We start from the raw sequence: 25372 nt of genomic DNA on the forward strand, positions 1-25372 counted from the left end.
AGGTCTGTCCGCGCCGCCTTTCCCGCCGGCCCGTCCCGTGTTCAGCGGAAGGCGGGCGCGTTGCGCGCGGCCCAGTCGGCGAAGCTGTTCGGGGCCCGGTCCAGGACGTGTTCGACGTCGGGGGTCGGGCGCTGCTCCTCCTCGGTCGGTTCGCCCAGGATCGCGAGGGTGCCCTCGACCGCGGGCGGCGGCATGAACCGCGACATCAGCTCGCGGGCCTCCGTCACCGTCTGCTCGGTGAAGCGGACCGGTTCGCCCAGCGCGGCGGCGATGGCCGCGGCCCGCCCGCGCGGGGTGGTCGGCGCGGGACCGGTCAGGGTGTAGGTGGCGCCCAGGTGGTCGTCGCCGAGCAGAGCGGCGGCGGCGACCGCGGCCACGTCGTCGGGGTCGACGAAGGGCAGGCCGACGTCGCCGAACGGCGCCGCCGCCTCCCGCCGGGCGCGGATCGACTCGGCCCAGGCGAACGCGTTGGTGGCCATTCCGCCCGACCGCAGGATCGTCCGGTCGAGCCCCGACTCCCGTACGGCCTCCTCGAACAGGCGTGGATGCCGGTACGCCTCGGGACGGGTTCCGGCGCCCTGTGAGGACAGCAGGACGACCCGGCGGATCCCGGCGGCCTTCGCCTCGGCCAGGACGCCGTGCGGGTCCTCGCCCGCCACCAGCAGGAACAGTGCCTCGGCTCCGGCGAACGCGGCCCGCAGCCCGGCGGGTTCGGCAAGATCGGCGGGCGCCGCCCGCACCCCGGCCGGCACGTCGGTCTCGGCGACCGTGCGGGCGACGGCCGTCACGGGCGCCCCGGCCTCGTGCAGCATCCGCACCAGGGCCCGGCCCACGTTGCCGGTCGCGCCGGTCACCACGATCGCGCCGGTCACCTTGTCCGCCCTGGCCGCCCCGGTCACTTCAGCCAGTTCAGCCGCTTCCGCCACGTCGTGTGTCTCGTGCGTCGTCATGTGCGTCATCCGTCGTCCCCGTCGCTCATTGTTAGTCAGTCAGCTAACTTACTTGACGGGCGTGACGCTAGCACGGATCCCGGGGTCGGTGTCTATAGTCAGTCGGGTGACTGACTCAATCGAGAAGGGCGCCGCGAAGAAGGGCGGCAAGCGGCAGCGGCTCGTGGCGGCCGCCGCCTCGGTGCTGCACGAGCGGGGCGTGGAGCGGACGACCATCGCCGACATCGCCCGCGCCGCGGACGTCCCGGTCGGCAACGTCTACTACTACTTCAAGACCAAGGACGAGCTGGTCGAGGCGGCCCTCGACCGGCACGCCGAGTATCTGGACGCGCTCACCGCCCGGCTCGACGAACTCGCCGACCCGCGGGAACGCCTGAAGAGCCTCGTCGCCGACTGGGTCGGGGCGCGGCAGGTCGCGGCCCGTTACGGCTGCCCGACGGGCACCCTCGCCGTCGAGCTCGACAAGCGCGACGAGGGCGGTCTCGACCTCGCCGCCGGGCTCGTCATCCGGCGGTTGCTCGACTGGGTGGAGCGGCAGTACCGCGAGATGGGCGCCGACGAGCCCGACGGTCGCGCGCTCGCGCTGGTCGGCGCCTACCAGGGCATGTCGCTGCTCTCCAGCGCCCTGCGCGACCCGGAGATCATGACCCGCGAAGGGGCCCGTCTCGTCCGCGAGATCGACGCCCTCGCCTGACCCCCTCGTCTGATCCCCTCGCCTGGTGCAGCGGAGGTCGTATGTGGCAGAAGGGCATATTCTGAGGCCATATGGCCACGTGCGTCGGTCCGGAGAAGGTGAGTGCGATGCGCGTACTGCTGAAGGTGTCCATGGACACGGAGAAGGCCAACGAGGCGATCCACAACGGCACCCTGACGAAGATGATCCAGGAGTCGATGGAGCAGACCAAGCCCGAGGCGTCCTACTTCACCACCGACCACGGCCGGCGCACCGCCTACATCGTCTTCGATATGCAGGAGAGCTCGCAGATGCCCGTGCTCAGCGAGCCCTGGTTCCAGAACGTCGACGCCGAGATCACCTACACCCCGGTGATGAACATGGAAGAGGTGCAGAAGGGCCTCTCGCAGCTCGGCCGCTGACCCTCCCACGGGACCCGCCTCAGCTGAACACGATCATCGACCCCTGGGCGAGGCTGCGCGTGGCCGCCGCGTGCAGTCCCAGCCAGACGTGCCGCTCACGGGCGAAGGGGCTGGGATCGTACGGCGCCGGGACGGCGGGCTCCTCCAACTCCGTGGGACCGGCGGGCGGCTGGGGCGCCGCCGGAGGATTGGCCGGATCGATGCCGAGGGACGGCGCCACGAACTCCAGCTCCCGCAGCAGCGACTGCGAGGAGCCCAACGGACCGCCGCCCGAGAGGAGTTCGTCGCTGGACAGCGGCTGCAGGAAGTCGACGGGGACGTAGGCGCCCGCGTGGTCGTAGTGCCAGACCAGGTGCGACTGCTTGGCCGTCGCCTCGAACATCTCCAGGAGTTGCTCGTAGTCGCCGCCCAGCTCGTCCACCGGGGTCACCGGCAGCCCGCACACCTGGAGCAGGTAGGCGCGGCGCAGGAAGTGCAGGGCGTCGTAGTCGAAGCCGGCCACCGGGGCGACCTCGCCGGTCAGACCGGGCATGTACTGGTACACCGGCACCGGCGGGAGACCCGCCTCGGCCAGCACCTTGTTGTACTGGGCGAGTTCGTCGGCGAAGGGGTTGTCGGGGGTGTGGCACAACACGTCGACGAGCGGCACCAGCCACAGGTCACAGGCCAAAGAGAGCTCCTCACTCAGCGCGTTGCACGGTCGTGCACGGACAATGCGGCAATGCCGGTCAGGGAAGGGTAGTCGGTACGGCTCACGTCAGCTCCCGTCGTGCGTCCCCTGGTGCAGGTCCCATACCCACACTCCGGCCACCCTCTTCCCGGGGCGGCCCACCAGCTTGTCCACCGTCTCACGCAGCCGGTCCTCGTACCGCTGCGGGGCCAGCACCAGCGCGCCCGCCCGCCAGTACGCGAGGTCCTCGCGGGCCTCGGCCCGGGCGCGGGCGTCGATCACCGGGACCACGCCCGTGTACCGCACGTCCCGCAGCAGGCTCGCGGTGAAGCGCAGCGGGACGCCGTAGACGCCGGTGCGGTCGCCGTCTCCGTAGGGGCCGTTGAAGTAGCCGCCGGGCATCCGGAAGCCGAGCCCGGCCGCCGTCTGCCAGTGCAGGGCCTCGGCCGCCTCGGGTTCGGCGAGCGGCACCGGGACCAGCGTCTCGTCGCCCCGGACGTACGCCTTCCAGGCGCCCTCGGTGAAGAAGGCGGGCGCCGGGGCGCGCGGCCCGGACTTCAGCGGGGCCGGGATCAGGGGCAGCAGGGCGAGGCAGACGGCGAGCAGCCCGGCGTACTGGGCGCCCAGCCGGCGGGCCCGCGCCAGCCGGTCGACGGCCAGGGCGAGCAGCATGCCCAGCGCCGGGGCGCAGACCAGCGCGACCCGGCTCTCGATCACCGACTCGAAGAGGGGGAGGCCGGCGAGCGCGGCCCACGGGCCGGGCACGGTGACGCCGGTGAGGGGGAGGGCGACGCGCGGGCCGAGGGACAGCACGGCCGCGGCCGCCGCCGTGCAGGCCAGCGCTCTGACGACCGGCCGCCGCCACAGCGCCGTCGCGACGGCGAACGCGAGCAGGACCAGCGGCCAGCCGTAGAAGGCGTTCTGCTCGGTCGGGTTCAGGGAGAGGGCGTCGGCGCGCCCGGCGTCGCCCGCGACCAGGGAGCGTTCGGCGAACGAGAGCAGCGCGCGCACCGAGTTGCCGACGCCGGTCGCGCTGCCGTGGTCGATGCCGGAGTAGCTCTGCGGGCCGGAGAACTGCCAGGCCAGCGGGTAGACGACCAGCGGCAGACAGACGGCGGCGGCGATCGCCAGGCCGTTCAGCGCAGGGCGTACGGCCGCACGGGCCACGTCGGGACGCGCGATGCCGTAGGAGACGGCGAACACGAGCAGTCCCAGCGCGGTCAGCAGGAGGGGTTCCTCGCCGAGGAAGACCTGGTAGGCCGCCATCAGGCCGAGGACGACCCCGTCGCGCGCGACCCGCTCGCCGGTGGTGAGCCGCAGAGCCCGGTCGATGATCAGCGGGATCATGAACAGCACGACGAAGTTCGGGTGGGCGTTGGCGTGGCTGACCATCGGCGGCGCGAACGCGGCCAGGGCGGCCCCGGCGAAGGCGGCCGCCCGCTGGCGCACGAGCCGTCGCACGATCAGCCGATACCAGGCGAGCGCGGTGGCGGCCAGACCCAGCGTCATCACCAGGCTGAGGGAGACGGCCGGGCCGAACAGCAGGGTGACCGGGGTGAGCGGGACGGACAGGCCAGGCATCGTCGTGTTGGCCATCAGGTTCACGCCGCCGGGGAAGCCCTGGAGGTCGGTGAAGAGGGGATTGCGCAGCCGGGCGACGTTGTCCGCGGTCACCGCGAAGAACCACTCCCACTGGTTCTGGTCCTGGAGGGAGTCGGTGAGGTAGCGGTGGGCCGGATCGAGGACGCGGCCGGAGTACAGGGTGACGGCCATCGCCAGGAAGAGGACGGCCGCGAGGACGTCCGCCGGTTTGGGCGCCGGGAACCGCAGCCGCACCAGGTCGCGCAGCACCCGCGGGTAGTCCGCCGGGCGGATCTTCGAGCCGGGCCGGTGCGACCAGTGCACCGGCACCTCGGCGACCGGCCAGCCGGCGCGCTGGAAGTGCCGCAGCACCTCCACGTCGACCGCGTAGCCGTTGAGGCGGGACGCGGCGAACGCGGCACGGGCCTTGTCGCCGTCGAACAGCTTGAAACCGCACTGGGTGTCGCGTATCCCGCGCAGGGTCGTGCGGCGGATGAGCAGGTTGCCCGCGGCGCCCAGGACCTCGCGCATCCGGTGCTGCCGCTCGCCGAGGGTCGCGCCGGGCACGGCCCGCGAACCGATCGCCGCCGCGTGTCCACCGGCGGCGAGCACCTTCTCCAGGCGCTCCAACTCCTCGACGGGGGTGGCGAGATCGGCGTCCATGACCAGGACGCGGCGGCCCCGGCTGGCGGCGACTCCCAGCCGCAGGGCGTGTCCCTTGCCCCGGTTGCCTGAGCCGGAGCCGGTGACGAGCCGCACGCGGGAGTCGCGGCGGACGGTGACGAGCTCGCGGGTGGCGTCGGTGGAGCCGTCGTCGGCGACCAGGATCTCCCAGCTGCCCCAACGGCTCCCGGTCGCGTCGAGATGACGGCCGACCGCGTCCAGGGTGGGGCCGAGCCGGCGCTCCTCGTTGTAGGCGGGGATGACGACGGAGAGGTCCAGGGCGCCGGCCGCGGTCCCGGCGGCACGCGGGGCGGAAGGGCGCGCGGGGCGGGCGCCCGCGCGGGGCACGGGACGGGTGCCGGGGGCGTCCGCACGGCTCACCGCGTCGCCAGCCGCTCGATCAGGCCGATGGACTCGTCGTTGTACGCGGCGAGGATCACCCGGGCGGCGTCGGTGTCGCGGGCGTACAGGGCGTCGACCAGTTCGGTGTGGCCGGACCACAGGCAGCCGCGCAGGTCGGACAGCCGGCGCAGATGCTGCACCGTGCACACCCAGGACTGCACCCGCAGCCGGTGCAGGAAGTCGGTGAGATAGGGATTGCCGAACAGGGCGCTCAACTCGCGCCAGAACCGCAGGTCGTAGCCGATGAGGACGGTGAGGTCGCCGGCCGAGGCGGCCCGCTGCGCCTCCTCGCCGCGCCGGCGCACCCCCGCTATGGCGGCGGCGACCCGGGGCTCCTCGAAGTTCTGGTGGCTCTGACGGCCCGCGTCGAGGGCGATGAACATCCCCTCGATGATCAGGCTGCGGGCCTCGATCATGCCCCGGTAGTCCGCGGCCGAGTACTCGGGGACCCGGAAACCCCGGTGCTGGTCGGCCTCCAGGAGGCCCTGCGCGGAGAGATCGACGAGGGCCTCGCGCACGGGGGTCGCGGAGACGCCGTACTGCTCGGCGATCTCCTTCACCGTGAACTCCTGCCCCGGTTGCAGCCGGCCCCCCAGCACCTCGTCGCGGAGCGCGTCGGCGATCTGCTGGCGCAGGGTGCTGCGCGTCACGGCGCCGTTACCGGTGCTGCCGGGCATGGTCGAGGCGTCTCCCTCGTCGGGGGCGGAAAATGGCGTGCTCATCGTTATGTACGAGCACGCCACCTTACGCGTTCGACGAAATCGAGCCCCTCCGTGCACAAGGGTCCCGAGCCGGCTCCCGGGCCGCCCGAAGACGGGTCCCGGGCCTCCCCGGACCCCGTCTCACGGGCGGGTTCCGGGGCGGCCCGGAGATCGGTCCCGGAACCGCTCCGGGACCGGTTCCGGAGCCGCTCGCGAACGGCGCTCTCCCGTGACCGGATCCGTCGCCGCCTCACCCTTCGTCACACGGTGTACTCGTCGGCCGCCGAGAGGGCCGTGTCCAGCGCCGCGAGGCCCTCCTTGACCTCGGACTCGGAGACGTTGAGCGGCGGCACGAAGTGGGTGCGGTTCATGTTCACGAACGGCCACACCCCGGCCTTCTTGGCGGCGGAGCCGAAGGCGGCCATGGGCGCGTTCGCCTCGCCCGTCGCGTTGTACGGCACCAGCGGCTCGCGCGTCTCACGGTTCTTCACCAGCTCGACGGCCCAGAACATGCCGACGCCGCGCACCTCGCCGACGCTCGGATGCCGCTCGGCCAGCTCCGCCAGACCGGGCCCGACCAGGGAGGCGCCCAGGTGCTTCGCGTTCTCGACGACGCCCTCCTCCGCCATGACGTTGATCGTCGCGACGGCGGCCGCGCAGGCCAGCGGGTGCCCGGAGTACGTCAGACCGCCCGGGTAGGGCCGCCTGGCGAAGGTCTCCGCGATCGCGCCGGAGATGGCCACGCCGCCCAGCGGCACGTATCCGCTGTTCACGCCCTTGGCGAAGGTCATCAGGTCGGGCGTCACGCCGTACAGGTCGGCCGCGAACCACTCGCCGGTGCGGCCGAACCCGGCCATGACCTCGTCCAGGACGAAGACGATCCCGTGCCGGTCGCAGATCTCCCGCACACCGGCCAGGTAACCGGGCGGCGGCAGCATGATCCCCGCCGTTCCCGGCACGGTCTCCAGGATGATCGCGGCGATCGTCGCCGGGCCCTCGAAGGCGATGGTCGTCTCCAGGTGCTCCAGCGCCCGCGCGGTCTCCTGCTCCTCCGTCTCGGCGTAGAAGCGGGACCGGTACAGGAACGGCGCCCAGAAGTGCACGACGCCGGCGGTGGCGCTGTCGGAGGCCCAGCGCCGCGGGTCGCCGGTGAGGTTCACGGCCTGCTGGGTGCCGCCGTGGTACGAGCGGTAGGCGGACAGCACCTTGGTCCGGCCGGTGTGCAGCCGGGCCATGCGCACGGCGTGCTCGACGGCGTCCGCCCCGCCGTTGGTGAAGAAGATCTTGTCCAGGTCGCCCGGGGTGCGCTCGGCGATCAGCCGGGCCGCCTCCGAGCGGGCCTCCACCGCGAAGGCGGGCGCGAAGGTGGTCAGGCGGGCGGCCTGCTCCTGGATCGCGGCGACGACCTTCGGGTGCTGGTAGCCGATGTTGGTGTAGACGAGGCCGCTGGTGAGGTCGAGGTAGCGCTTGCCCTCGTAGTCCCAGAAGTACGACCCCTCGGCGCCGGCCACGGCGAGCGGGTCGATGAGCTCCTGGGCGGACCAGGAGTGGAAGACATGCGCGCGGTCCGCGGCCTTCACGGCGGCGCCGGCCAGGGGATCGATCTGAGGGGTCATACCGGCGAGCGTAAATGTCCGCGATGCGGAAGCGATATCGGCGTCCTGTTCCGTGGACGGCCCGATTCCGCGACAGGTTGTCGGGCGTGCGGGCGGGTCGCGCCGAACCGCTCGCGCCCGCCGTTCAGGGGTGGGCCGCGATCGTCCGTACCGCCCGTCGTCCCCGGGGCGGGGCCTTCGCCGATCGGCCGGCGCGGGAGCCCTGCGAGAGGTGGAGCCGGCCGGGGCCGTCCACGTCCCGGAAGGTCTGTCCACGGCGCCGGACGGGCCGGCGTCGCCTGTTACGGAACCGTAGACACCTCGCCTCCCTATCCCCCGAACGGCCCGATTATTCTCGCCTCCACACACATGTCCCGATCACACATGTGGCGGAAAGGCGGCGCTGCGATGGAGAAGCTGGGCCCCGGGGACCCGCAGCGCATCGGCGGCTACCGGCTGCTCGCGCGGCTGGGGGCGGGCGGGATGGGCCGGGTGTACCTCGCCCGCTCGGACCGGGGGCGCACGGTCGCCGTGAAGCTGGTCCGGCGCGAACTGGCCGCGCGCGAGGAGTTCCGGGCGCGTTTCCGCCAGGAGGTGCGCAACGCCCAGCGCGTCGGCGGCTTCTGGACGGCCCCCGTCCTCGACGCCGACACCGAGGCCGCCGTGCCCTGGGTGGCCACCGGCTACGTCGCCGGGCCGAGCCTGCAGCAGGTGGTGGGCCACGACCACGGCCCGCTGCCCGAGCGGTCGGTGCGCATCCTCGCCGCCGGGCTCGCCCACGCGCTCACCAACATCCACGCGGCCGGCATCGTCCACCGCGACCTGAAGCCGTCCAACGTGATGGTCACCATCGAAGGGCCCCGGGTCATCGACTTCGGCGTCGCGCGGGCGCTGGAGAGCGTGACCGGCGACAGCCGGCTGACCCAGACCGGCGCGGTCATCGGCTCACCGGGCTTCATGGCCCCCGAGCAGGTGCGCGGGGACGGTGTCACCCCGGCCAGCGACGTCTTCTGCCTGGGCTCGGTCATCGCCTACGCGGCCACCGGCGTCCTGCCCTTCGGCGCACCCGACGAGGGGGCGCACGCCCTGATGTTCCGCATCGCCGAGGACGAGCCCGACCTCGCGGGCGTCCCCGAGGGCATCGCCGACCTGGTCCGCGCCTGTCTGCGCAAGGACCCCGCCGCCCGCCCCTCCCTCGCGCGCGTGCTGGAGCTCACCGGCGTCGACGACACGGTGTCCGACGGCCGCTCGCGCGACCCCTGGCTGCCCAGCGCGCTGGTGGCCCAGCTCGGCCGGCACGCCGTGCGGCTCCTGGAGGTGGAGGACCCGGAGAACCCGGGGAGCCCAGGGAGCACGGAGCGCGCGGAGAACACGGGGTACCTCGCGGATACGGAGAACCCGGCGAGCCCGGTCGGCAGCGCGGCGGCCGCCGGGGAACACTCGGGGCCGCGCGGCGACATGTTCGCGCCGGAGCATCGCCGCACGCTGGTCGCGGGCTCCGACGGCATCCCGCCGCAGACGCCCCCGCCGGGCCCGCCCGGCCCGGACGCTCCCGCCCACCCGGCGTACGGTCACGCCCAGCAGCATCCGCAGCCGGCCCCCGGCTACGGGCATGCGCCCGGGGCGTCGGACGGCTGGTCCGCGGCGCCCGGCATCCCGGCACCGTACAACCCGTACGCGGACGGCGCCGGAATGCCGGGCGCCACCGCGCCGCCGTACGGCCCCTACGGGCCGGCCGACCTCACCGCCGACACGCAGGAGCCCCCGGGGCGCAGCGGCCGGACGACGCTGCTGCTCGTCCTGGTCGCGCTGGTGGTCGCGATCGCCGCGGGCGGCTCGGTGTACGCGTTCATGAACGGCGACGGCGGCTCCGGAGCGGACCCGGCGGCCGGCGCCTCCGCCTCGGGGACCCCTTCCGCGAAGGACTCGGCGCCGCCCTCGTCGTCCGCGCCCGGGGCGTCCGCCTCCCCCTCCCCGTCCTCCTCGGCCGGTGCGGTGCCCGCGGCCTTCCTCGGCGTGTGGACGACCACGATCGAGAACGAGACCGGCACGAACACCCGGCGGCTGACCATCACGCAGGGCGAGACCGGCGACGCCGTGCTCGCCCTCGTCGCCGACGGGAAGGCGTACCACTGCGAGTTCAGCGCCACCCTCACCCGGCTGCCCGCCGCCGGCGGCCCGCTGCAGATCGGCCCCTCCAAGGTCACCGCGGGCCGTCCCCTCTCCTCGTGCAGCCCCGGCGCCGCCTCCGAGGTCACCCTCCTCGCCGACGGCAGACTCCAGCGCACCAACACCGGAACGGGCGAGAAGCTCACCTACACCAGAGGCTGAGCGGCCCTGCCGGGCCCGTGCCCGCCGGGCTCCCGCCCCTCACCGGGGCTCCGGCGGCCTCTGGCGGGGCATGTTGGGGCGGGCGTTGACCCCGGGCGGGGAGGGGAAGCGGCCGGCGCCCCCGCCGGCGTCGGGCCGGCCGCCGGAGGAGATCGCCGCCTGGATCCCCAGGGGCGTCGGACCGGCCCGGAACTCCATCATCCAGTCGGCCGTCTCCGTGCGCACCAGGTCCGTGACGTCCTCCGAGAACCGTCGCAGCACCCCGAGGCACCGCTCGGCGGCCTCGCTCGCCGTGCCCTCGGCCGGGCCCAGGACCTCCCGGACGCTCTCCGACGCCCAGTCGAACTGGAGCACCTGGAGCCGGCGCTGCACGGCCTGCGCGGTGGCCACGTCCCGCATCCAGCCGGACGTCACCCCGAAGAACCGGTCCACCGCCACACAGGCCACCGCCAGCAGCAGGGCCGGACAGCCCCAGGGAGCCACCCCGCCCAGCACGCGGGTGAGGTCCAGCAACGGCAGCGCGGCCCCGCACACCGTCCCGGCCGCCGCCCCGGCGCGCAGCATCCGGGCGCCGCGCCGCTTCCACACCCGGTCGCCGAGGTACCAGGCGGCGGTCTCCAGCGCGCCGCGCTCCACCCACCGGTACAGCTCGTCCAGCCGTTCGGCGGGCTCGCCCCAGTCCCCGAGCGGCAGCGTCCGCCCGGTCAGGTCGCCCGGCCGCAGCCCGGCCGCGCCCTCACCCCGCCCGTCCTGGGACGGACGCTCGGGCTGCATCTCCGGCTGCTGAACCACCCGGCACTCCCTACTGATCCCGACCGGCCGGTCCCCACCGATCCGATGAAGCCGACCGGTCCCGACGACGCCGACCGCTCTCGACCGCTCGCGTTGCGTGACACCCGCGAAGCCTGACGCCGCTGCGCCGGACCTTTCCTACCTCCCAATGGGTGGCTCAGCCGAAGGTTTCACCGCTTTTACGCCTGGAAGTGGGCCTTGATCAGGTATAGGACGCACACGAAACTCACTCGAAAGAGTGCCGGGGCGACACCCGCACAGACCACGTAGGCTCGTGCCGAGCGGAGTGAAACCCGTTCGGAGGCACGCCCGACACTCGTAGACACAGGAGCTGATCGTGATTCCCGGTGGTGGCCAGCCCAACATGCAGCAGCTGCTCCAGCAGGCCCAGAAGATGCAGCAGGACCTGGCCCGCGCTCAGGAGGAACTGGCGAACACGGAGGTCGACGGGCAGGCGGGCGGCGGCCTGGTGAAGGCGACCGTGACCGGCTCGGGCGAGCTGCGGGCCCTGCGGATCGACCCGAAGGCGGTGGACCCGGAGGACACCGAGACGCTCGCCGACCTGGTCGTCGCGGCCGTCCAGGCGGCGAACGAGAACGCGCAGACGCTGCAGCAGCAGAAGCTCGGCCCGCTGACCCAGGGCCTGGGCGGCGGCGGCATTCCGGGTCTGCCCTTCTAGTCCCGGTCCGCGGTCCGGTCCGCCCTTACGCGGACCGGCCCCGGCCGACTACCGTACGTACGGCAAGGAACCCCAGGAAGGACGGCAGTCCGTTGTACGAAGGCGTGGTCCAGGACCTCATCGACGAGCTGGGGCGGCTGCCCGGCGTCGGTCCCAAGAGCGCGCAGCGGATCGCCTTCCACATCCTTCAGGCGGAGCCGACGGACGTCCGGCGCCTCGCTCACGCCCTCCTGGAGGTCAAGGCGAAGGTCCGCTTCTGTGCGACCTGCGGCAACGTGGCGCAGGAGGAGCTGTGCGGCATCTGCCGCGACAGCCGCCGCGACCCGTCCGTCATCTGCGTGGTGGAGGAGCCGAAGGACGTCGTCGCGATCGAGCGCACGCGCGAGTTCCGCGGCAAGTACCACGTCCTGGGCGGCGCGATCAGCCCCATCGAGGGGGTCGGTCCCGACGACCTGCGGATACGGGAACTCCTCGCGCGGCTGGCCGACGGCACGGTCACGGAGCTGATCCTCGCCACGGATCCGAACCTGGAGGGCGAGGCCACGGCCACGTACCTCGCCCGCATGATCAAGCCCATGGGCCTGAAGGTCACCCGCCTGGCCAGCGGCCTCCCGGTGGGCGGCGACCTGGAATACGCGGACGAGGTGACCCTCGGCCGCGCCTTCGAGGGGAGACGACTCCTAGATGTCTGACGCCACGCTGCACGCGACCGAGCAGAACCCGGACGACTTCGCGGTCCAGATCGCGGACCAGATCGAGAGCTTCCTGGTGGCCGTCACCGAGGTGGCGAAGGGCGACGAGCCGGGCTCGGCGGTCCCCTTCCTGCTGCTGGAGGTCTCCCAGCTGCTGCTGGCCGGCGGCCGCCTCGGCGCCCACGAGGACATCCTCCCCGACGAGCGCTACGAGCCCGACCCGGGTTTCGAGCCGGACGCGGACGAGCTGCGCGAGAACCTGGCCCGCCTCCTGGAGCCGGTCGACGTCTACTCCGAGGTCTTCGACCCCTACGAGCCCCGCAAGGCGCCCGTGCCGGCCCGGATCTCCGACGACCTCGCGGACGTCATCGCCGACCTGCGCCACGGCATGGTCCACTACCGGGCCGGCCGTACCACCGAGGCCCTGTGGTGGTGGCAGTTCTCCTACTTCTCCAACTGGGGCTCCACGGCGTCGGCGACGCTGCGCGCCCTGCACTCGGTGCTCGCCCACGTCCGTCTGGACCAGCCCCTGGAGGAACTGGACGGCCTCGACACCGACCAGTCGACCCTGGGCGACGAGACACTGGAGTTCGAGGCGGGCCGGTTGATGGCGCAGGAGATCGGCGGACAGCCGGGGCTCGACGGCGTCAGGAGCTGACGACCGCGCGGCGGCCGGGAAGCATGTCCGCGCCCGCACGACAGTGCTTGAAACTTAATTCACAGCTATCACTTCGGCGTCAGTGGGCAGGGAAGTCCCGACGACGGGCGTCCGCGCGTCCTCCGCGGGCCCGCGAGTCTCACCATGCGGTACCCGGGAGGCGGATTTCGGGCGCTCGTTAGACTGAGCCGACCGCAGTACAAGGGCGTATGTGCGGGAAAGAGACAAACTGAGCGAGGAGCGCACGTGGGCCTTGTCGTGCAGAAGTACGGAGGCTCCTCCGTAGCCGATGCCGAGGGCATCAAGCGCGTCGCCAAGCGGATCGTGGAAGCGAAGAAGAACGGCCACCAGGTGGTCGTCGTCGTTTCCGCGATGGGCGACACGACGGACGAGCTGATCGATCTCGCCGAGCAGGTGTCACCGATGCCCAGCGGCCGGGAATTCGACATGCTGCTGACCGCCGGGGAGCGGATCTCCATGGCCCTGCTGGCTATGGCGATCAAGAACCTGGGTCACAGCGCCCAGTCGTTCACCGGCAGCCAGGCAGGCGTGATCACCGACTCGGTCCACAACAAAGCCCGGATCATCGATGTCACGCCGGGCCGCATCCGGACCGCGCTGGACGAGGGCAACATCGCCATCGTCGCCGGGTTCCAGGGCGTCAGCCAGGACAAGAAGGACATCACCACGCTGGGGCGCGGCGGTTCCGACACGACGGCCGTGGCCCTGGCCGCCGCGCTCGACGCCGAGGTCTGCGAGATCTACACCGACGTGGACGGCGTGTTCACCGCCGACCCGCGCGTGGTGAAGAAGGCCCGCAAGATCGACTGGATCGCCTTCGAGGACATGCTGGAGCTCGCGGCCTCCGGCTCCAAGGTGCTGCTCCACCGCTGTGTGGAGTACGCCCGCCGCTACAACATCCCGATCCACGTCCGCTCGTCCTTCAGCGGTCACGAGGGCACGTGGGTCAGCAGTGCACCGATCGAGCAAGGGGACAAGCCGGTGGAGCAGGCCATCATCTCCGGTGTCGCGCACGACACCTCCGAGGCCAAGGTCACGGTCGTCGGCGTGCCGGACAAGCCGGGCGAGGCCGCCGCGATCTTCCGCACGATCTCCGACGCCGAGATCAACATCGACATGATCGTGCAGAACGTGTCCGCGGCCTCCACGGGCCTGACGGACATCTCCTTCACCCTCCCCAAGGCCGAGGGCCGCAAGGCCATCGACGCCCTGGAGAAGAACCGGTCCGGCATCGGCTTCGACTCGCTGCGCTACGACGACCAGATCGGCAAGATCTCCCTGGTCGGCGCGGGGATGAAGACCAACCCGGGCGTGACGGCCGACTTCTTCAAGGCTCTCGCCGACGCGGGCGTCAACATCGAGCTCATCTCGACCTCCGAGATCCGCATCTCGGTCGTGACCCGGGCCGACGACGTCAACGAGGCGGTGCGCGCCGTGCACAGCGCCTTCGGGCTCGACTCCGACAGCGACGAGGCCGTCGTCTACGGGGGCACCGGGCGTTGATCTCGGCAACGCGCCGGCCGACGCTCGCGGTCGTGGGGGCGACCGGGGCGGTCGGCACGGTCATGCTGCGGATCCTGTCCCAGCGTGCCGACGTCTGGGGCGAGATCAGACTCGTCGCCTCGCCGCGTTCGGCCGGCCGCAAGCTGGTCGTGCGCGGCGAGGAGGTCGAGGTGCTGGCCCTGTCGGAGGAGGTCTTCGACGGGGTCGACGTCGCGATGTTCGACGTCCCCGACGAGGTCGCCGCGCACTGGGCGCCGGTCGCCGCCGCCCGGGGCGTGGTCGTGGTGGACAACTCCGGCGCCTTCCGGATGGACCCGGACGTGCCGCTGGTGGTCCCGGAGGTCAACGGGCACAAGGTGCGCAACCGGCCGCGCGGGATCGTCGCCAACCCCAACTGCACGACCCTGTCGATGATCGTCGCCCTGGGCGCGCTGCACGCCGAGTACGGGCTGCGCGAGCTGGTGGTGTCCTCGTACCAGGCGGTGAGCGGGGCCGGGCGGGCCGGGGTGGAGACGCTGCGGCAGCAGATCGCGCTCGTCGCCGGCACCGAGCTGGGCACGCACCCGGGCGACGTGCGGCGGGCCGTCGGCGACAACACGGGGCCGTTCCCGGAGCCGGTCGCCCTGAACGTCGTCCCGTGGGCGGGGTCGCTGCGCGAGGACGGCTGGTCCTCGGAGGAGATGAAGGTGCGGGACGAGTCCCGCAAGATCCTCGGGCTGCCCAGGCTGCCGGTCGCGGTGACCTGCGTGCGCGTCCCCGTCGTCACCACGCACTCGCTCACCGTCCACGCCCGCTTCCAGGACGAGGTCACCGTCGACGGGGCCCGCGAGATCATCGCGACGGCTCCCGGCGTCGTCCTCTTCGACAACCCGGCCGCGGGGGAGTTCCCCACGCCCGCCGACGTGGTCGGCACCGACCCCACCTGGGTGGGCCGGGTGCGGCGCGCCCTGGACGACCCGACGGCGCTGGAACTGTTCGTGTGCGGGGACAACCTGCGCAAGGGGGCCGCCCTGAACACGGCGCAGATCGCGGAGCTGCTGGCGGCGGAACTGTCCCACGGCGAGGGGCGCTGACCAGCGTGCATCGAGGATTGTAAGATCTTTCAGGCAATGTGAGCCGGTCGACGGTCCGAACCACTTGTATCGGGCACCTTTGGCATCCGAAGATTTCCCTCCCGCCCTCCGCAACCGCGCGCAGGGCGGGGGGCGTCTTTGCGGTCACCCTTCGGTGTGCGCAGGCGTGTGAGCGATCACAGCGTATGGGGATGCCGTGGTCCGGGCGCGGGGGCGCCCGTTCCTATGGGATACAGGGGAAGAGCGGGACACATGAGACGGGTGCGCGGGGCCTCGGCCGACGCGAAAGAGACGCCGGACGCGTACAACCTCCACGGGGGGAAGTGTGTCCAACTGGCGTGGCAGAGGTACTCGAACTCCCGGTGGCGCCCCGCGGCGCCGCCCTGCGGCCGCCGCGCGGCTCCGTGCGGCCCCGCACGTCCGGCGGCATGCCGGTGATCGCGCCCATGCCCGCAGCGCGGCCCGCCCGCGTCCCCAGCCAGCGTGACGGCGCCGAAGCCGCCGAGAACGCCGTGGCCGCCGGCACCACCGTCGACCACCTCACCGAGACCTACCGGGCCCACTACCGCTCGCTGCTCGGTCTGGCCGCCCTCCTCCTCGACGACACCGCCTCCTGCGAGGACGTCGTCCAGGAGGCCTTCATCCGCGTCCACTCCGCTCGCAAGCGCGTCCGCGACCCGCAGAAGACGCTCGCCTACCTGCGCCAGACGGTCGTCAACCTCTCCCGTTCCGCGCTGCGCCGCCGCATCCTCGGCCTGAAGCTCCTCTCCAAGCCGATGCCGGACATGGCCAGCGCGGAGGAGGGCGCCTACGACCAGCTGGAGCGCGACTCGCTGATCAAGGCGATGAAGGGCCTGCAGCGCCGGCAGCGCGAGGTCCTCGTGCTGCGCTACTTCGCGGACATGACCGAGGCCCAGGTCGCCGAGACCCTCGGCATCTCCCTCGGCTCGGTCAAGGCGTACGGCTCGCGCGGGATAGCGGCCCTGCGCAGAGCCATGGAGGCGTCGGCGTGAGCGGAGCAGCCGGAGAGCGGGACCCCCACGGCCTCCCCGACGGCCCCGGCGGGCCCGGCAGTCCTGACGGTCCCGAGCGCGACGAGCCCCTCGCGGGGCACGGGCCGCCGTCGCCCGCACAACAGCCGAAGCAATCGCACGCTGGGAACTCAACCGTGAACCACCGCCTCGACGACCAGGGCCCCGACGGGCTCGACTCGGACGAGCCGGCACTGCGCCGGATGCTGCAGGACGCCGTCCAGGAGCTGGAGCCCCGTGACGGCGCCCTGGACCACCTGCGGCGGGCCGTGCCCGTCCGGCGGGCCCGCAAGCGGCAGGCGGCCGTCGGCATGGCGGCCGCGGCCCTCTTCCTCGGCACCGCCGTCCCCGCCGTGCTGCACGTCTCGAACGCGGGCGGCTCCGACGCCGACCCTTCCGTCGCCGGCCGGGCCTCCCAGGCGCTGGGTGGCGTGGACCAGGGCAAGAACCCCGACGGCGCCGCCTCGGGCGAGATCGGCGACTCGTCGGGCAAGAGCGGCGAACCGGGGACGGGCGGGGCCACCGGCTCCGGCCCGGGCAAGGAGTCCTCGGGCGGCACCGCCTCCGCCGGCCCCGCCGTCTCCTCCCCGGCGAGCCCGCCCGGCTGCCTGCCCGCCCAGCTGAAGGCCGCCGACCCCACCGTCGCCGTCCCCGACGCGGCCGGCATCGTCTACGGCGTCTTCCGCGTGCAGAACTCCTCGACCGCCGCCTGCACCGTCGGGGGCGCGGTCTCCCTGACGTACGACGCCCAGGGCGCCGCCGACGCCTCGAAGATCACCGTGTCGGCGCACGCCTCCGGGGACGTGGCGGCCGGGCTGCCCGACCCCTCCCTCGACGTCGCCCGGCTCACCCTCGCGCCCGGCTCCGCCTACGAGGTGAAGTTCGCCTGGGCGCCTTCGCAGACCTGCCCCGCCACGGGCGGAGCAGACGGCGGTGACGGCGGCGGCACGGCCTCCCCCTCGCCCACGCCGAGCGGCCAGCCCGGCACGACCGGCGGCGAGACCGCCTCCGGCGCCACGGCCCAGCTGTACGCCGCGGACGGCACGGCCGACGGGAGCGTCGTGGTGTCGTACAAGGCCGAGGACGGCTCGGCGGTGGCCAAGGCGACCGTGCCGAACGCGTGCGCGGGGACGATCTACCGGACGGGCGTGCTGGCCTCGTCCTGAGCCCGGTCCGGCGACCCGGCGGCCACGGGCGCTCCGGCGGCCGCGGGTTCCTCCGGGAGGATCCCGAGCCGGGCGTCCCGCGCGGACTCCGCCTCGCGGCGCAGCAGCCGGAACCACATGAACACCACGAACCCGGCGAAGACGAACCACTCGCCCGTGTAGCCGAGGTTCTGGAACGCCTTCAGATCGAGCCCCGTGCCGGCCGCCGCCTTCGCGGGCACCGCCGTCATCCCCGGACCGGCCGTGTCCAGGGTGATCCAGGCGTCGTAGAGGTCGTCGGGCACCAGGTTGACCAGCGACGCGGCACTGATCGCCGCGGTCTGCCCGGCCGGCAGGCCGCCCCGGGCGCTCACCCCGTCGTCGCCGGGCTGCTCGGAGGCCTGGAGCGCCCCGGTGACGGTCACCTCGCCGGCGGGCGGCGCCGGGGCCTTCGCGGCGTCGGCCCTGCCCGGCAGCCAGCCGCGCACGACCGGCAGCGCCCTGCCGCCGTCGACGCGCAACAGGGTCAGCACGTAGAAGCCGTTCTTCCCGGCCAGCTCCCGGCCCGGCACCAGCAGCTGCTCGCCGTAGCGGCCGGTGGCGGTGGCCTGCCTGCCGGAGGTCGCCTTGTCCACGGGCAGCAGCTCGGCCAGCGGGCGGGCGGGGTCCGTCCGGGCGGACTCGGCCTGGGCCTTCGCGTCACGATGGTCGTCCACCCGCGCCTCGAACCGGCTCAGCTGCCAGGACCCCATGAACACGCAGAAGGGGATGGCCAGCAGCACGAAGACGTTGATCCCCCACCAGCGGGGCGTCAGCAGAAACCGGTACACGCCCCCCACGGTACGGGGCCGCGACGGGCCCGTACCCCGCGGGGTGAGCCTCTTCGGTGGGAAGCGGGTGCGAAGACGGTGGGAAGTTGTCCACAGGCTGGGAACCTTGGCGTCTCTTTGTGGGCGCGGGCGGGCAGTATGGGGCCATGACTGAGAGCAACGGGTCCGCCGCACCCGACCGATACGAGGACATGCCTGACTGGGAGAAGCGCTTCCGGGCGCCCCGGGTGTCGCTGCCCGACTGGGCGCAGGACGCCCCCGACCACTCCCTCTTCGTGTCGAACGCGACCGGGACGTACGAGCTGTACGCCTGGGACCGTGCCACCGGTGAACGACGGCAGGTCACCGACCGGGCCAACGGCACGACGGACGGCGTGCTCTCCCCGGACGGCGCCTGGATCTGGTGGTTCGACGACAAGGACGGTGACGAGTTCGGAGTCTGGCGCCGCCAGTCCTTCACCGGCGGCGAGGACGAACTGGCGGCCCCGGGCCTCGACCCCTCCTACCCGGCGGGCCTCGCCCTCGGCCGCGACGGCCGCACCGCGGTGGTCGGCCGCTCCACCGACGAGGAGGGCACGACGATCCACGTGGCCCGGACCGGCGAGCCCCCCTTCGAGCTCTACCGCCACCGGGAGTCCGCGGGCGTCGGCGACCTCTCCCACGACGGCAGCCTGATCGCCGTCGAGCACACCGAGCACGGCGACGCGATGCACTCCGCGCTGCGCGTCCTGCGCCCGGACGGCACGAAGGTCGCCGAGCTGGACGACACCCGCGGCGGCACCGAGGAGCTGGGCCTGGAGGTGCTCGGCTTCGCCCCGGTCGACGGCGACTCCCGCCTGCTCATCGGACACCAGCGCCGCGGCCGCTGGGAACCCCTGGTCTGGGACGTGGCGACGGGCTCCGAGACCGATCTGGACCTCGATCTGCCCGGCGACGTCAGCGCCGAGTGGTACCCGGACGGCTCGGGCCTGCTCGTCGTGCACAGCTTCGAGGCCCGCAGCGAGATGTTCCGCTACGACCTGGCGAGCGCCGCCCTGGAGCGGATCCCGACCCCGCCGGGCACGGTCTCCGGGGCGACGGCCCGCCCGGACGGCAGCGTGGAGTACCTGTGGTCCTCCTCCGCCCGGCCGCCCGCGGTCTACTCGACGACCGGCGAGGTGGTCCTCGATCCCCCCGGCCCGAAGTCCCCGGGCTCGGTCCCGGTGCGGGACGTGTGGGTGGAGGGCCCCGGCGGCCGCATCCACGCGCTGGTCCAGAAGCCCGCGGGCGCCACCGGCCCGCTGCCCACCGTCTTCGACATCCACGGCGGCCCGACCTGGCACGACAGCGACGCCTTCGCGGCGGCGCCGGCGGCCTGGGTGGACCACGGCTACGCGGTCGTGCGGGTCAACTACCGCGGCTCCACGGGCTACGGCCGTGCCTGGACGGACGCGCTGAAACACCGGGTCGGCCTGATCGAGCTGGAGGACATCGAGGCCGTGCGGGAGTGGGCGGTGAGCTCCGGCCTCGCCGACCCCGCCCGGCTGATCCTCACCGGCGGCTCCTGGGGCGGCTATCTCACCCTCCTGGGACTCGGCGTCCAGCCCGACGCCTGGGCCGTGGGCATCGCCGCCGTCCCCGTCGCCGACTACGTCACGGCCTACCACGACGAGATGGAGGCTCTGAAGGCGATGGACCGCACCCTGCTCGGCGGCACCCCGGAGGAGGTCCCCGAGCGTTTCGAGGCCTCGTCCCCGCTGACGTACGTCGACAAGGTGCGGGCCCCCGTCCACATCTCGGCCGGTGTGAACGACCCCCGCTGCCCGATCCGGCAGATCGACAACTACGTCGAGCGCCTGGAGGCGAGAGGGGCGGTGCACGAGGTGTACCGCTACGACGCGGGCCACGGCTCCCTGGTGGTGGACGAACGCATCAAGCAGGTCCGCCTGGAACTGGAGTTCGCGGAACGCCACCTGAACTCCTGAACCGCTCGGCAGAGGGGCGGGGACCGGCGGCGGGGGAGCGGGGTGACATCACCCGGCCCCCTGCCGCCGGCGCCGCAGCAACTGGGCCAGCCCCCGGCGGGTAGCCGCCAGCACCACCCGGTCCGAGCCCTGCAGGACGTACTCGTCCGGCAGGTCCCACACCAGCCCCGGCCCACCCTGCCGCTCACGCCCGGTGTCCAGCGCCAGCACCCGCCAGTAACCGGCCCGGAACGCCTCCCCGACCGTCCTCCCCTCCAACTGCGCGCACCCCGCGACCTCCAGCGCGGCGAACAGCAGCACCCGCCGCTCCACCGGGATCGCGCCCAGGATCTGACGGCCCATCATCGCCCCGGCGAACGACGGCGCCGACAGGTGGGAGACGCTCCGGCTGCGGGTCAGCGCCTGCGGATGCGCCGCCCGCAGGGTGCGGTACACGGCGGTCGCGAAGTCGTCGTCGTACAGGCGCAGCACCACCCGCAGATCGGGCCGCAGCGACCGCGCGTACAGCGCGGCCTCCAGGTTCGTCGTGTCGGAGCTGGTCACCGCGAGCAGCGCGTGCGCACGGTGGATCTTCGCGGCCTCCAGCACCCCCTCCTGGGTGACGTCCCCCAGCACCACCGGCACCCGCAGCCGCCGCGCCACCGCCAGCCCGCGCGCCTCGGGCCCCGCCTCGACGCACACCACCGGGATGTTCAGCTCACGCAGCCGGATCAGCACCCGCGTGCCGATCTTCCCCAGCCCGAGCAGCACGACATGCCCGCCGAGCCCCCGGGGCGGCCGGCGCAGCGCCCCCGCCCCGCGGAACGTCCCGAGCGCCTCCAGCACCGCCGCCAGCAGCACCGGCAACAGCAGCAACCCCATCAGCCCGGAGAGGAGTTGCAGGACCTGACGCTCGGTGGTGGCCCCGACCGCGGGGTCGTTGATGGCGAACAGGTCCAGCAGCGTCAGGTACAGCGCGCCCAGCGGGTGGATCCCGGTCGCCAGCCACAACGCCACCGCCAGCGCGAGCACACACCCGACCAGCCCCGCCAGCGACCACCGCAGCCGCCGCGAGAACAGCGAGGCGAACGGCGCCAGCACCCCGGCGCCCCGCCCGGAGGGCAGCGCCGGACCGGCCGAGTACGCGACCTGCTCCAGGACGACCGACCCGCGTCTGCCGGACGCGGCCGCCTCCCGCACGGCCGCCGCGTCCGGCAGGAGCAGCGGCCCCTGCTCGCCGCTGGTCTCGGAGCCGTCCGCGAACGCCGGGTCGCCGCCGTTCGCGGACAGCAGCGCGAGCGTGAGGCGTCCCGGCCCGCCCGCGTCCCCGGCCCCGGACGGCGGCCGCTCGACGGCGCGCAGCAGCAGGCCGCCCGTCTGGACGACCTTGCTGGTGCCGACCACGGCGGTCGCCGCGAGCGCGGGAGCGGCGGTGTCCGCGTCGGACAGGACGGTGGTCGACGCGTCCCCGCGTAAGTCCCAGGAGCCCGAGGAGCCCGAGGAGCCCGAGGAGCCCCAGGAGCCGGAGGAGCTCGAGTAGGCGGAGGAGCCCGTCGAATCCGGGGAATCGGGGGAATCCGTGGAATCGGGACGGCTGCCGGTGGCCAACGCGGCCGCCTGATCGAGGAGTTCCTCGATGTGCTGGCCCAACCGCCGGTTGTAGAGCCGCAGTACCAGCCGCAGCCGGGGATTGAGCCGGCGGGCGGTGAGGGCCGCACGGATGTTGGTCTCGTCGTCGTCGTACACGAGGGCCAGCGCGGCGGCCCGCTCCACGCCCGCCTCGGCCAGCACGGCCTCGGTGGCTTCCAGGGCCTCCAACGTGCGCTGACCGCCACCGAGTTCACCCGTGGCCGTGGGATGAGTGCCGTTGCCCGCCGCCCGGTTGACGGCCGCGCTCACCACCCGGTCGAGCAGCGCCGCCGACACCGCCCGGGCCCGTCCGACGACCGGCGGCCGGACCATGCGCTCGGCGGGGGGCACGACGAGCGTGACCTGTTCCTCGTAGACGCCCCGCAGTTCGGCGGCGAGCCGGTGCGCCAGGCCGTCGTCGCCGCACACCACCATGTGCGCGTGCGCGCCGGCGGCGCCCGGCGGCCGACCCTGGTTCGGAACGCTTCCCACGAGGGAGAAGACTGCCTCACCGGGGCGGAAGGTTCCACGAAGTACGTGAACACCCGGGGCGGAACTCTCGTAGGAAAGGGGAGGGAATGCGAGAAACAGGCAACAGGGAGAACCCGGAAGCCGGAGGTGCCCGACCCGTGGCCATCGCCAAAGCGGCCCCGCACGAGGAAGGCACGCGTCCGGACCGGCAGGACGCCCGAGACCGCAAGGCCCCCCACGAGGGGCCGGACGAGCACAACCGGCAGGACCGACCGACCGAGCGGGTCCCGCAGGCCCGGCAGGTTCCGCAGGCCCGGCGGGGCGTCCAGGAGGAGGCGGCGGGGGCGGCGGTGGCGGTCGGGGCGTCCGACCGGCCCGCACGTCTCAGCTCCCCGCTCGTCCTGACCATGCTGCTGCTCCTGATGGTGCTGCTGCAGAGCCCGGTCCGCCGTGCGCTGTCCGCGCCGGTGATGCAGAGCTGGATGACGGTGTTCGTGGCGGTGGTGGTCCAGGCGCTGCCGTTCCTGGTCCTCGGGGTGCTGCTGTCGGCGGCCATCGCCGTCTACGTGCCGCCCTCCTTCTTCGCCCGCGCGCTGCCCGCGCGCCCCGCGCTGGCGGTGCCGGTCGCCGGGCTCGCGGGCGCGGTGCTGCCCGGCTGCGAGTGCGCGTCGGTCCCCGTGGCGGGTGCGCTGGTCCGCCGGGGCGTCACCCCGGCCGCGGCTCTCGCCTTCCTTCTCTCCGCCCCGGCCATCAACCCGATCGTGCTGACGGCGACGGCCGTCGCCTTCCCCCGCGACCCCGAGATGGTGCTGGCCCGGTTCGCCGCCAGTCTGCTCGCGGCGTGCGCGATGGGCTGGCTGTGGCAGCGGCTGGGCCGCACGGACTGGCTGCGGCTGCCGGCCCACGCGCCGCACGAGGGGGAGAGCAGGGGGGAGGCGTTCTGGGACTCCGTCCGGCACGACGTGATGCACGCGGGCGGATTCCTGGTCGTGGGCGCGATGGCGGCGGCGACGCTGAAGGCCGTCGCCCCGGCGAGCTGGCTGCGCACGGCCGCGGACAACCCGGCGGTGGCCGTCCTGACACTGGCCCTCCTCGCGGTGATCCTCTCCATCTGCTCGGAGGCGGACGCGTTCGTCGCCGCCTCCCTGACCCAGTTCTCCCTGACGGCCCGGCTCGCCTTCCTGGTGGTCGGCCCGATGATCGACCTCAAGCTGTTCGCGATGCAGGCGGGCACGTTCGGCCGGGGCTTCGCGCTTCGCTTCGCCCCGGCGACCTTCGCGCTGGCCATCGCGTCGGCGCTGCTCACGGGGTGGGTGCTGCTGTGAACCGACAGTCCCAGTCGGCCGTCCTCTTCCTCCTCGGCGCGGCCCTGCTGCACGCCGGCGCCACCGACCTGTACCTGCGCTACGTCAAGGCGGGCCTGCGTCCGCTGCTGCTGGCGGCCGGCGCGGTCCTGATCCTGACGGCGCTGGCGACGGGGTGGTACGAGCGGCGCCGAACGAAGCGACACCGCCAGGAACCCGGCCCACAGACCCACGACCATTCCCACACGCGGGCCGAGGACCACGCCCACACGCGGGTCGAGGACCACCCCCACGACCACCCCACCTCACGGACCCACACGCGGGCCGCCGCGCAGGCTGACGACCATGCCCACGCGCAGAGCGACGACCATGCCCGTGCGCAAGCACGAGTACAGGCGCCATCAGAAGCAGAGGCACAAGCACAAGCGGCCCACTCCCACCCCGAACCCCGGGTCGCCTGGCTGCTGATCCTGCCCCTCCTGGCGTTGATCCTGGTCGCCCCGCCCGCCCTCGGCTCGTACAGCGCGACCCGCACCGGCACGGCCCTGCAGGAGCCGCTCGCCTACCCGTCCCTCCCCGCCACCGACCCCCTCCCGCTCGGCGTCGTCGACTACGCGGGCCGGGCCGTCTACGACCACGGCCGCTCCCTCGCGGGCCGGGCCGTCCGGCTGACCGGCTTCGTGGCCCTGGACCAGGACGGCACCCCCTACCTCGTCCGCATGGCCCTCAACTGCTGTGCTGCCGACGCCCAGCCGGTCAAGATCGGCCTGACCGGTCGCATCCCCCCGGTCCTCCAGCCCGACGCCTGGCTGACCGTCACCGGCGTCTACACCCCGCGCACCGCCCGCGACCCGGTCAACGGCGGCCCGATCCCCTTCCTGAAGGTCACGCAGGCCAAGCCGGCGCCGACGCCCAGTGACCCCTACGACGAGTCGTGGAACAACTGAGGGTTCCGCGCGGATCACGATCGGTGCCGGAGCGCGGCCGCCTTCCGCGATCAGCTCGGTTAAGCCTTCCTCAACCTCTGGTGGCCGGACGGTGAGCGCCTCATGATGGGGCCATGACGGCGGCCTCGCGTGCCATGACACGACTGGCGATCTGGCCGGACCTCGCGGAGGGCCGGCCCAGTTGCGGCACCGGCCGGGCGTTGCGCTCGGGCGTTGTCGAGATCGTGCACTTCCACTCCGACCGGAGTGTCGACCTGCATCTCACGGCCAAGGCGATCCGCCGGTTCGAGAAGGACCTCAGGCACTCCACGGCCATCCGGCTGCTGCCCGGCTCGTCGTGGGTCACCGTCCATCTGGAGTGCGAGACGGACATCGACCTGCTCATGACGCTGGTCAGCGCCGCTCTGCAGGCCCATCAACGGCATCCCGGCGCCGATGACGCGCCGCTCCCGCGATGCAACGACCACCGGGAAGCGACGCTCACCCGCGGAAGCGTCGGCGGCGTCTGAGCTCCGCTGCTCATCAACTCCGTTGCCCGATAGGCGAGTCGGTCGGTCGGCGAGTCGGTCGGTCGGCCAGTCGGCGAGTTGGCCAGTCGGCCGTCGGCCCTGTCGCCCGTCAGGCCGTCCCGTCCGTGGATCTGCCGGCGGCCCGTCAGTCCGTGAC

Annotated in this window: 22 protein-coding genes; 14 read left to right on the forward strand and 8 right to left on the reverse strand. The window is 73.2% G+C overall.

Features of this window, described 5'->3' with window-relative positions; translation table 11 throughout:
- Positions 1–41: 41 nt before the first annotated feature.
- Positions 42–950 carry an SDR family oxidoreductase gene (locus tag IE239_RS12425; RefSeq protein WP_190149332.1) on the reverse strand — a complete coding sequence of 303 codons (909 nt, stop codon included), beginning with the start codon at positions 948–950 and terminating at the stop codon, positions 42–44.
- A gap of 106 nt (positions 951–1056) precedes the next feature.
- Between IE239_RS12425 and IE239_RS12430 the strand changes: the two genes are divergently transcribed.
- On the forward strand, positions 1057–1644 hold the full coding sequence (locus IE239_RS12430; protein WP_229878053.1) for a TetR/AcrR family transcriptional regulator: 588 nt from the start codon (positions 1057–1059) through the stop codon (positions 1642–1644).
- A gap of 107 nt (positions 1645–1751) precedes the next feature.
- Positions 1752–2045, forward strand: a complete 294-nt coding sequence (locus IE239_RS12435; RefSeq protein ID WP_190149334.1) for a DUF3303 family protein — start codon at positions 1752–1754, stop codon at positions 2043–2045.
- Positions 2046–2064: 19 nt separating this feature from the next.
- Here IE239_RS12435 and IE239_RS12440 read toward each other — a convergent pair whose 3' ends face one another.
- The 4 genes from IE239_RS12440 to IE239_RS12455 form a co-directional block, all read right to left on the reverse strand.
- Positions 2065–2715, reverse strand: coding sequence for a putative DNA-mimic protein (locus tag IE239_RS12440; protein WP_190149335.1), 651 nt, complete (start codon positions 2713–2715; stop codon positions 2065–2067).
- Positions 2716–2802: 87 nt separating this feature from the next.
- A complete protein-coding gene (locus IE239_RS12445) occupies positions 2803–5238 on the reverse strand; it encodes a dolichyl-phosphate beta-glucosyltransferase (protein ID WP_229878071.1) in 2436 nt (811 codons plus the stop codon).
- A gap of 98 nt (positions 5239–5336) precedes the next feature.
- Positions 5337–6038, reverse strand: a complete 702-nt coding sequence (locus IE239_RS12450; protein WP_190149336.1) for a GntR family transcriptional regulator — start codon at positions 6036–6038, stop codon at positions 5337–5339.
- Between the two features lie 284 nt (positions 6039–6322).
- A complete protein-coding gene (locus IE239_RS12455; RefSeq protein ID WP_190149337.1) occupies positions 6323–7678 on the reverse strand; it encodes an aspartate aminotransferase family protein in 1356 nt (451 codons plus the stop codon).
- A 387-nt stretch (positions 7679–8065) separates the two neighbouring features.
- On the opposite strand from IE239_RS12455, the gene IE239_RS12460 reads away from it, so the two are divergent.
- Complete coding sequence (locus IE239_RS12460) at positions 8066–9988, forward strand: serine/threonine-protein kinase (protein WP_190149338.1); 1923 nt, start codon at positions 8066–8068, stop codon at positions 9986–9988.
- 39 nt (positions 9989–10027) lie between these two features.
- Here the strand turns inward: IE239_RS12460 and IE239_RS12465 are convergent, their stop codons facing one another.
- Complete coding sequence (locus IE239_RS12465) at positions 10028–10762, reverse strand: SLATT domain-containing protein (RefSeq protein ID WP_190149498.1); 735 nt, start codon at positions 10760–10762, stop codon at positions 10028–10030.
- 355 nt (positions 10763–11117) lie between these two features.
- Between IE239_RS12465 and IE239_RS12470 the strand changes: the two genes are divergently transcribed.
- The 7 genes from IE239_RS12470 (at position 11118) to IE239_RS12500 (ending at position 17603) form a co-directional block, all read left to right on the forward strand.
- Entirely contained in the window at positions 11118–11459 is a 342-nt protein-coding gene (locus IE239_RS12470; protein WP_190149339.1) for a YbaB/EbfC family nucleoid-associated protein, read from the forward strand.
- Between the two features lie 92 nt (positions 11460–11551).
- Entirely contained in the window at positions 11552–12151 is a 600-nt protein-coding gene (gene recR / locus IE239_RS12475; protein WP_109003361.1) for a recombination mediator RecR, read from the forward strand.
- Entirely contained in the window at positions 12144–12809 is a 666-nt protein-coding gene (locus tag IE239_RS12480; protein WP_190149340.1) for a DUF5063 domain-containing protein, read from the forward strand. The genes recR and IE239_RS12480 overlap by 8 nt, the downstream gene beginning before the upstream one ends.
- Before the next feature lie 246 nt (positions 12810–13055).
- Positions 13056–14333, forward strand: a complete 1278-nt coding sequence (locus IE239_RS12485) for an aspartate kinase (RefSeq protein WP_190149341.1) — start codon at positions 13056–13058, stop codon at positions 14331–14333.
- Complete coding sequence (locus IE239_RS12490; protein ID WP_190149499.1) at positions 14333–15406, forward strand: aspartate-semialdehyde dehydrogenase; 1074 nt, start codon at positions 14333–14335, stop codon at positions 15404–15406. The genes IE239_RS12485 and IE239_RS12490 overlap by 1 nt, the downstream gene beginning before the upstream one ends.
- A 338-nt stretch (positions 15407–15744) precedes the next feature.
- Entirely contained in the window at positions 15745–16419 is a 675-nt protein-coding gene (locus IE239_RS12495; RefSeq protein ID WP_190149342.1) for a SigE family RNA polymerase sigma factor, read from the forward strand.
- A gap of 155 nt (positions 16420–16574) precedes the next feature.
- On the forward strand, positions 16575–17603 hold the full coding sequence (locus IE239_RS12500; protein WP_190149343.1) for a hypothetical protein: 1029 nt from the start codon (positions 16575–16577) through the stop codon (positions 17601–17603).
- Here IE239_RS12500 and IE239_RS12505 read toward each other — a convergent pair.
- Positions 17573–18412 carry an SURF1 family protein gene (locus IE239_RS12505; protein ID WP_190149344.1) on the reverse strand — a complete coding sequence of 280 codons (840 nt, stop codon included), beginning with the start codon at positions 18410–18412 and terminating at the stop codon, positions 17573–17575. The genes IE239_RS12500 and IE239_RS12505 overlap by 31 nt on opposite strands.
- A gap of 146 nt (positions 18413–18558) precedes the next feature.
- Here IE239_RS12505 and IE239_RS12510 point away from each other — a divergent pair, with 146 nt between their 5' ends.
- The gene (locus IE239_RS12510; RefSeq protein WP_190149345.1) at positions 18559–20376 is read left to right on the forward strand and encodes a S9 family peptidase; all 1818 of its coding nucleotides are present in this window, start codon (positions 18559–18561) and stop codon (positions 20374–20376) included.
- A 48-nt stretch (positions 20377–20424) separates the two neighbouring features.
- On the opposite strand, the gene IE239_RS12515 is transcribed toward IE239_RS12510, so the two are convergent.
- Entirely contained in the window at positions 20425–22419 is a 1995-nt protein-coding gene (locus tag IE239_RS12515; RefSeq protein ID WP_190149500.1) for an NAD-binding protein, read from the reverse strand.
- 194 nt (positions 22420–22613) lie between these two features.
- Here IE239_RS12515 and IE239_RS12520 point away from each other — a divergent pair, with 194 nt between their 5' ends.
- The 3 genes from IE239_RS12520 (at position 22614) to IE239_RS12530 (ending at position 25215) form a co-directional block, all read left to right on the forward strand.
- Entirely contained in the window at positions 22614–23780 is a 1167-nt protein-coding gene (locus IE239_RS12520; RefSeq protein WP_373308086.1) for a permease, read from the forward strand.
- Positions 23777–24706 carry a TIGR03943 family putative permease subunit gene (locus tag IE239_RS12525; protein WP_190149346.1) on the forward strand — a complete coding sequence of 310 codons (930 nt, stop codon included), beginning with the start codon at positions 23777–23779 and terminating at the stop codon, positions 24704–24706. The genes IE239_RS12520 and IE239_RS12525 overlap by 4 nt, the downstream gene beginning before the upstream one ends.
- Positions 24707–24819: 113 nt before the next feature.
- Positions 24820–25215, forward strand: a complete 396-nt coding sequence (locus IE239_RS12530; protein WP_190149347.1) for a luciferase domain-containing protein — start codon at positions 24820–24822, stop codon at positions 25213–25215.
- Positions 25216–25372: the final 157 nt, after the last annotated feature.

This window comes from Streptomyces humidus (assembly GCF_014649655.1).
Lineage (GTDB): Bacteria > Actinomycetota > Actinomycetes > Streptomycetales > Streptomycetaceae > Streptomyces > Streptomyces humidus.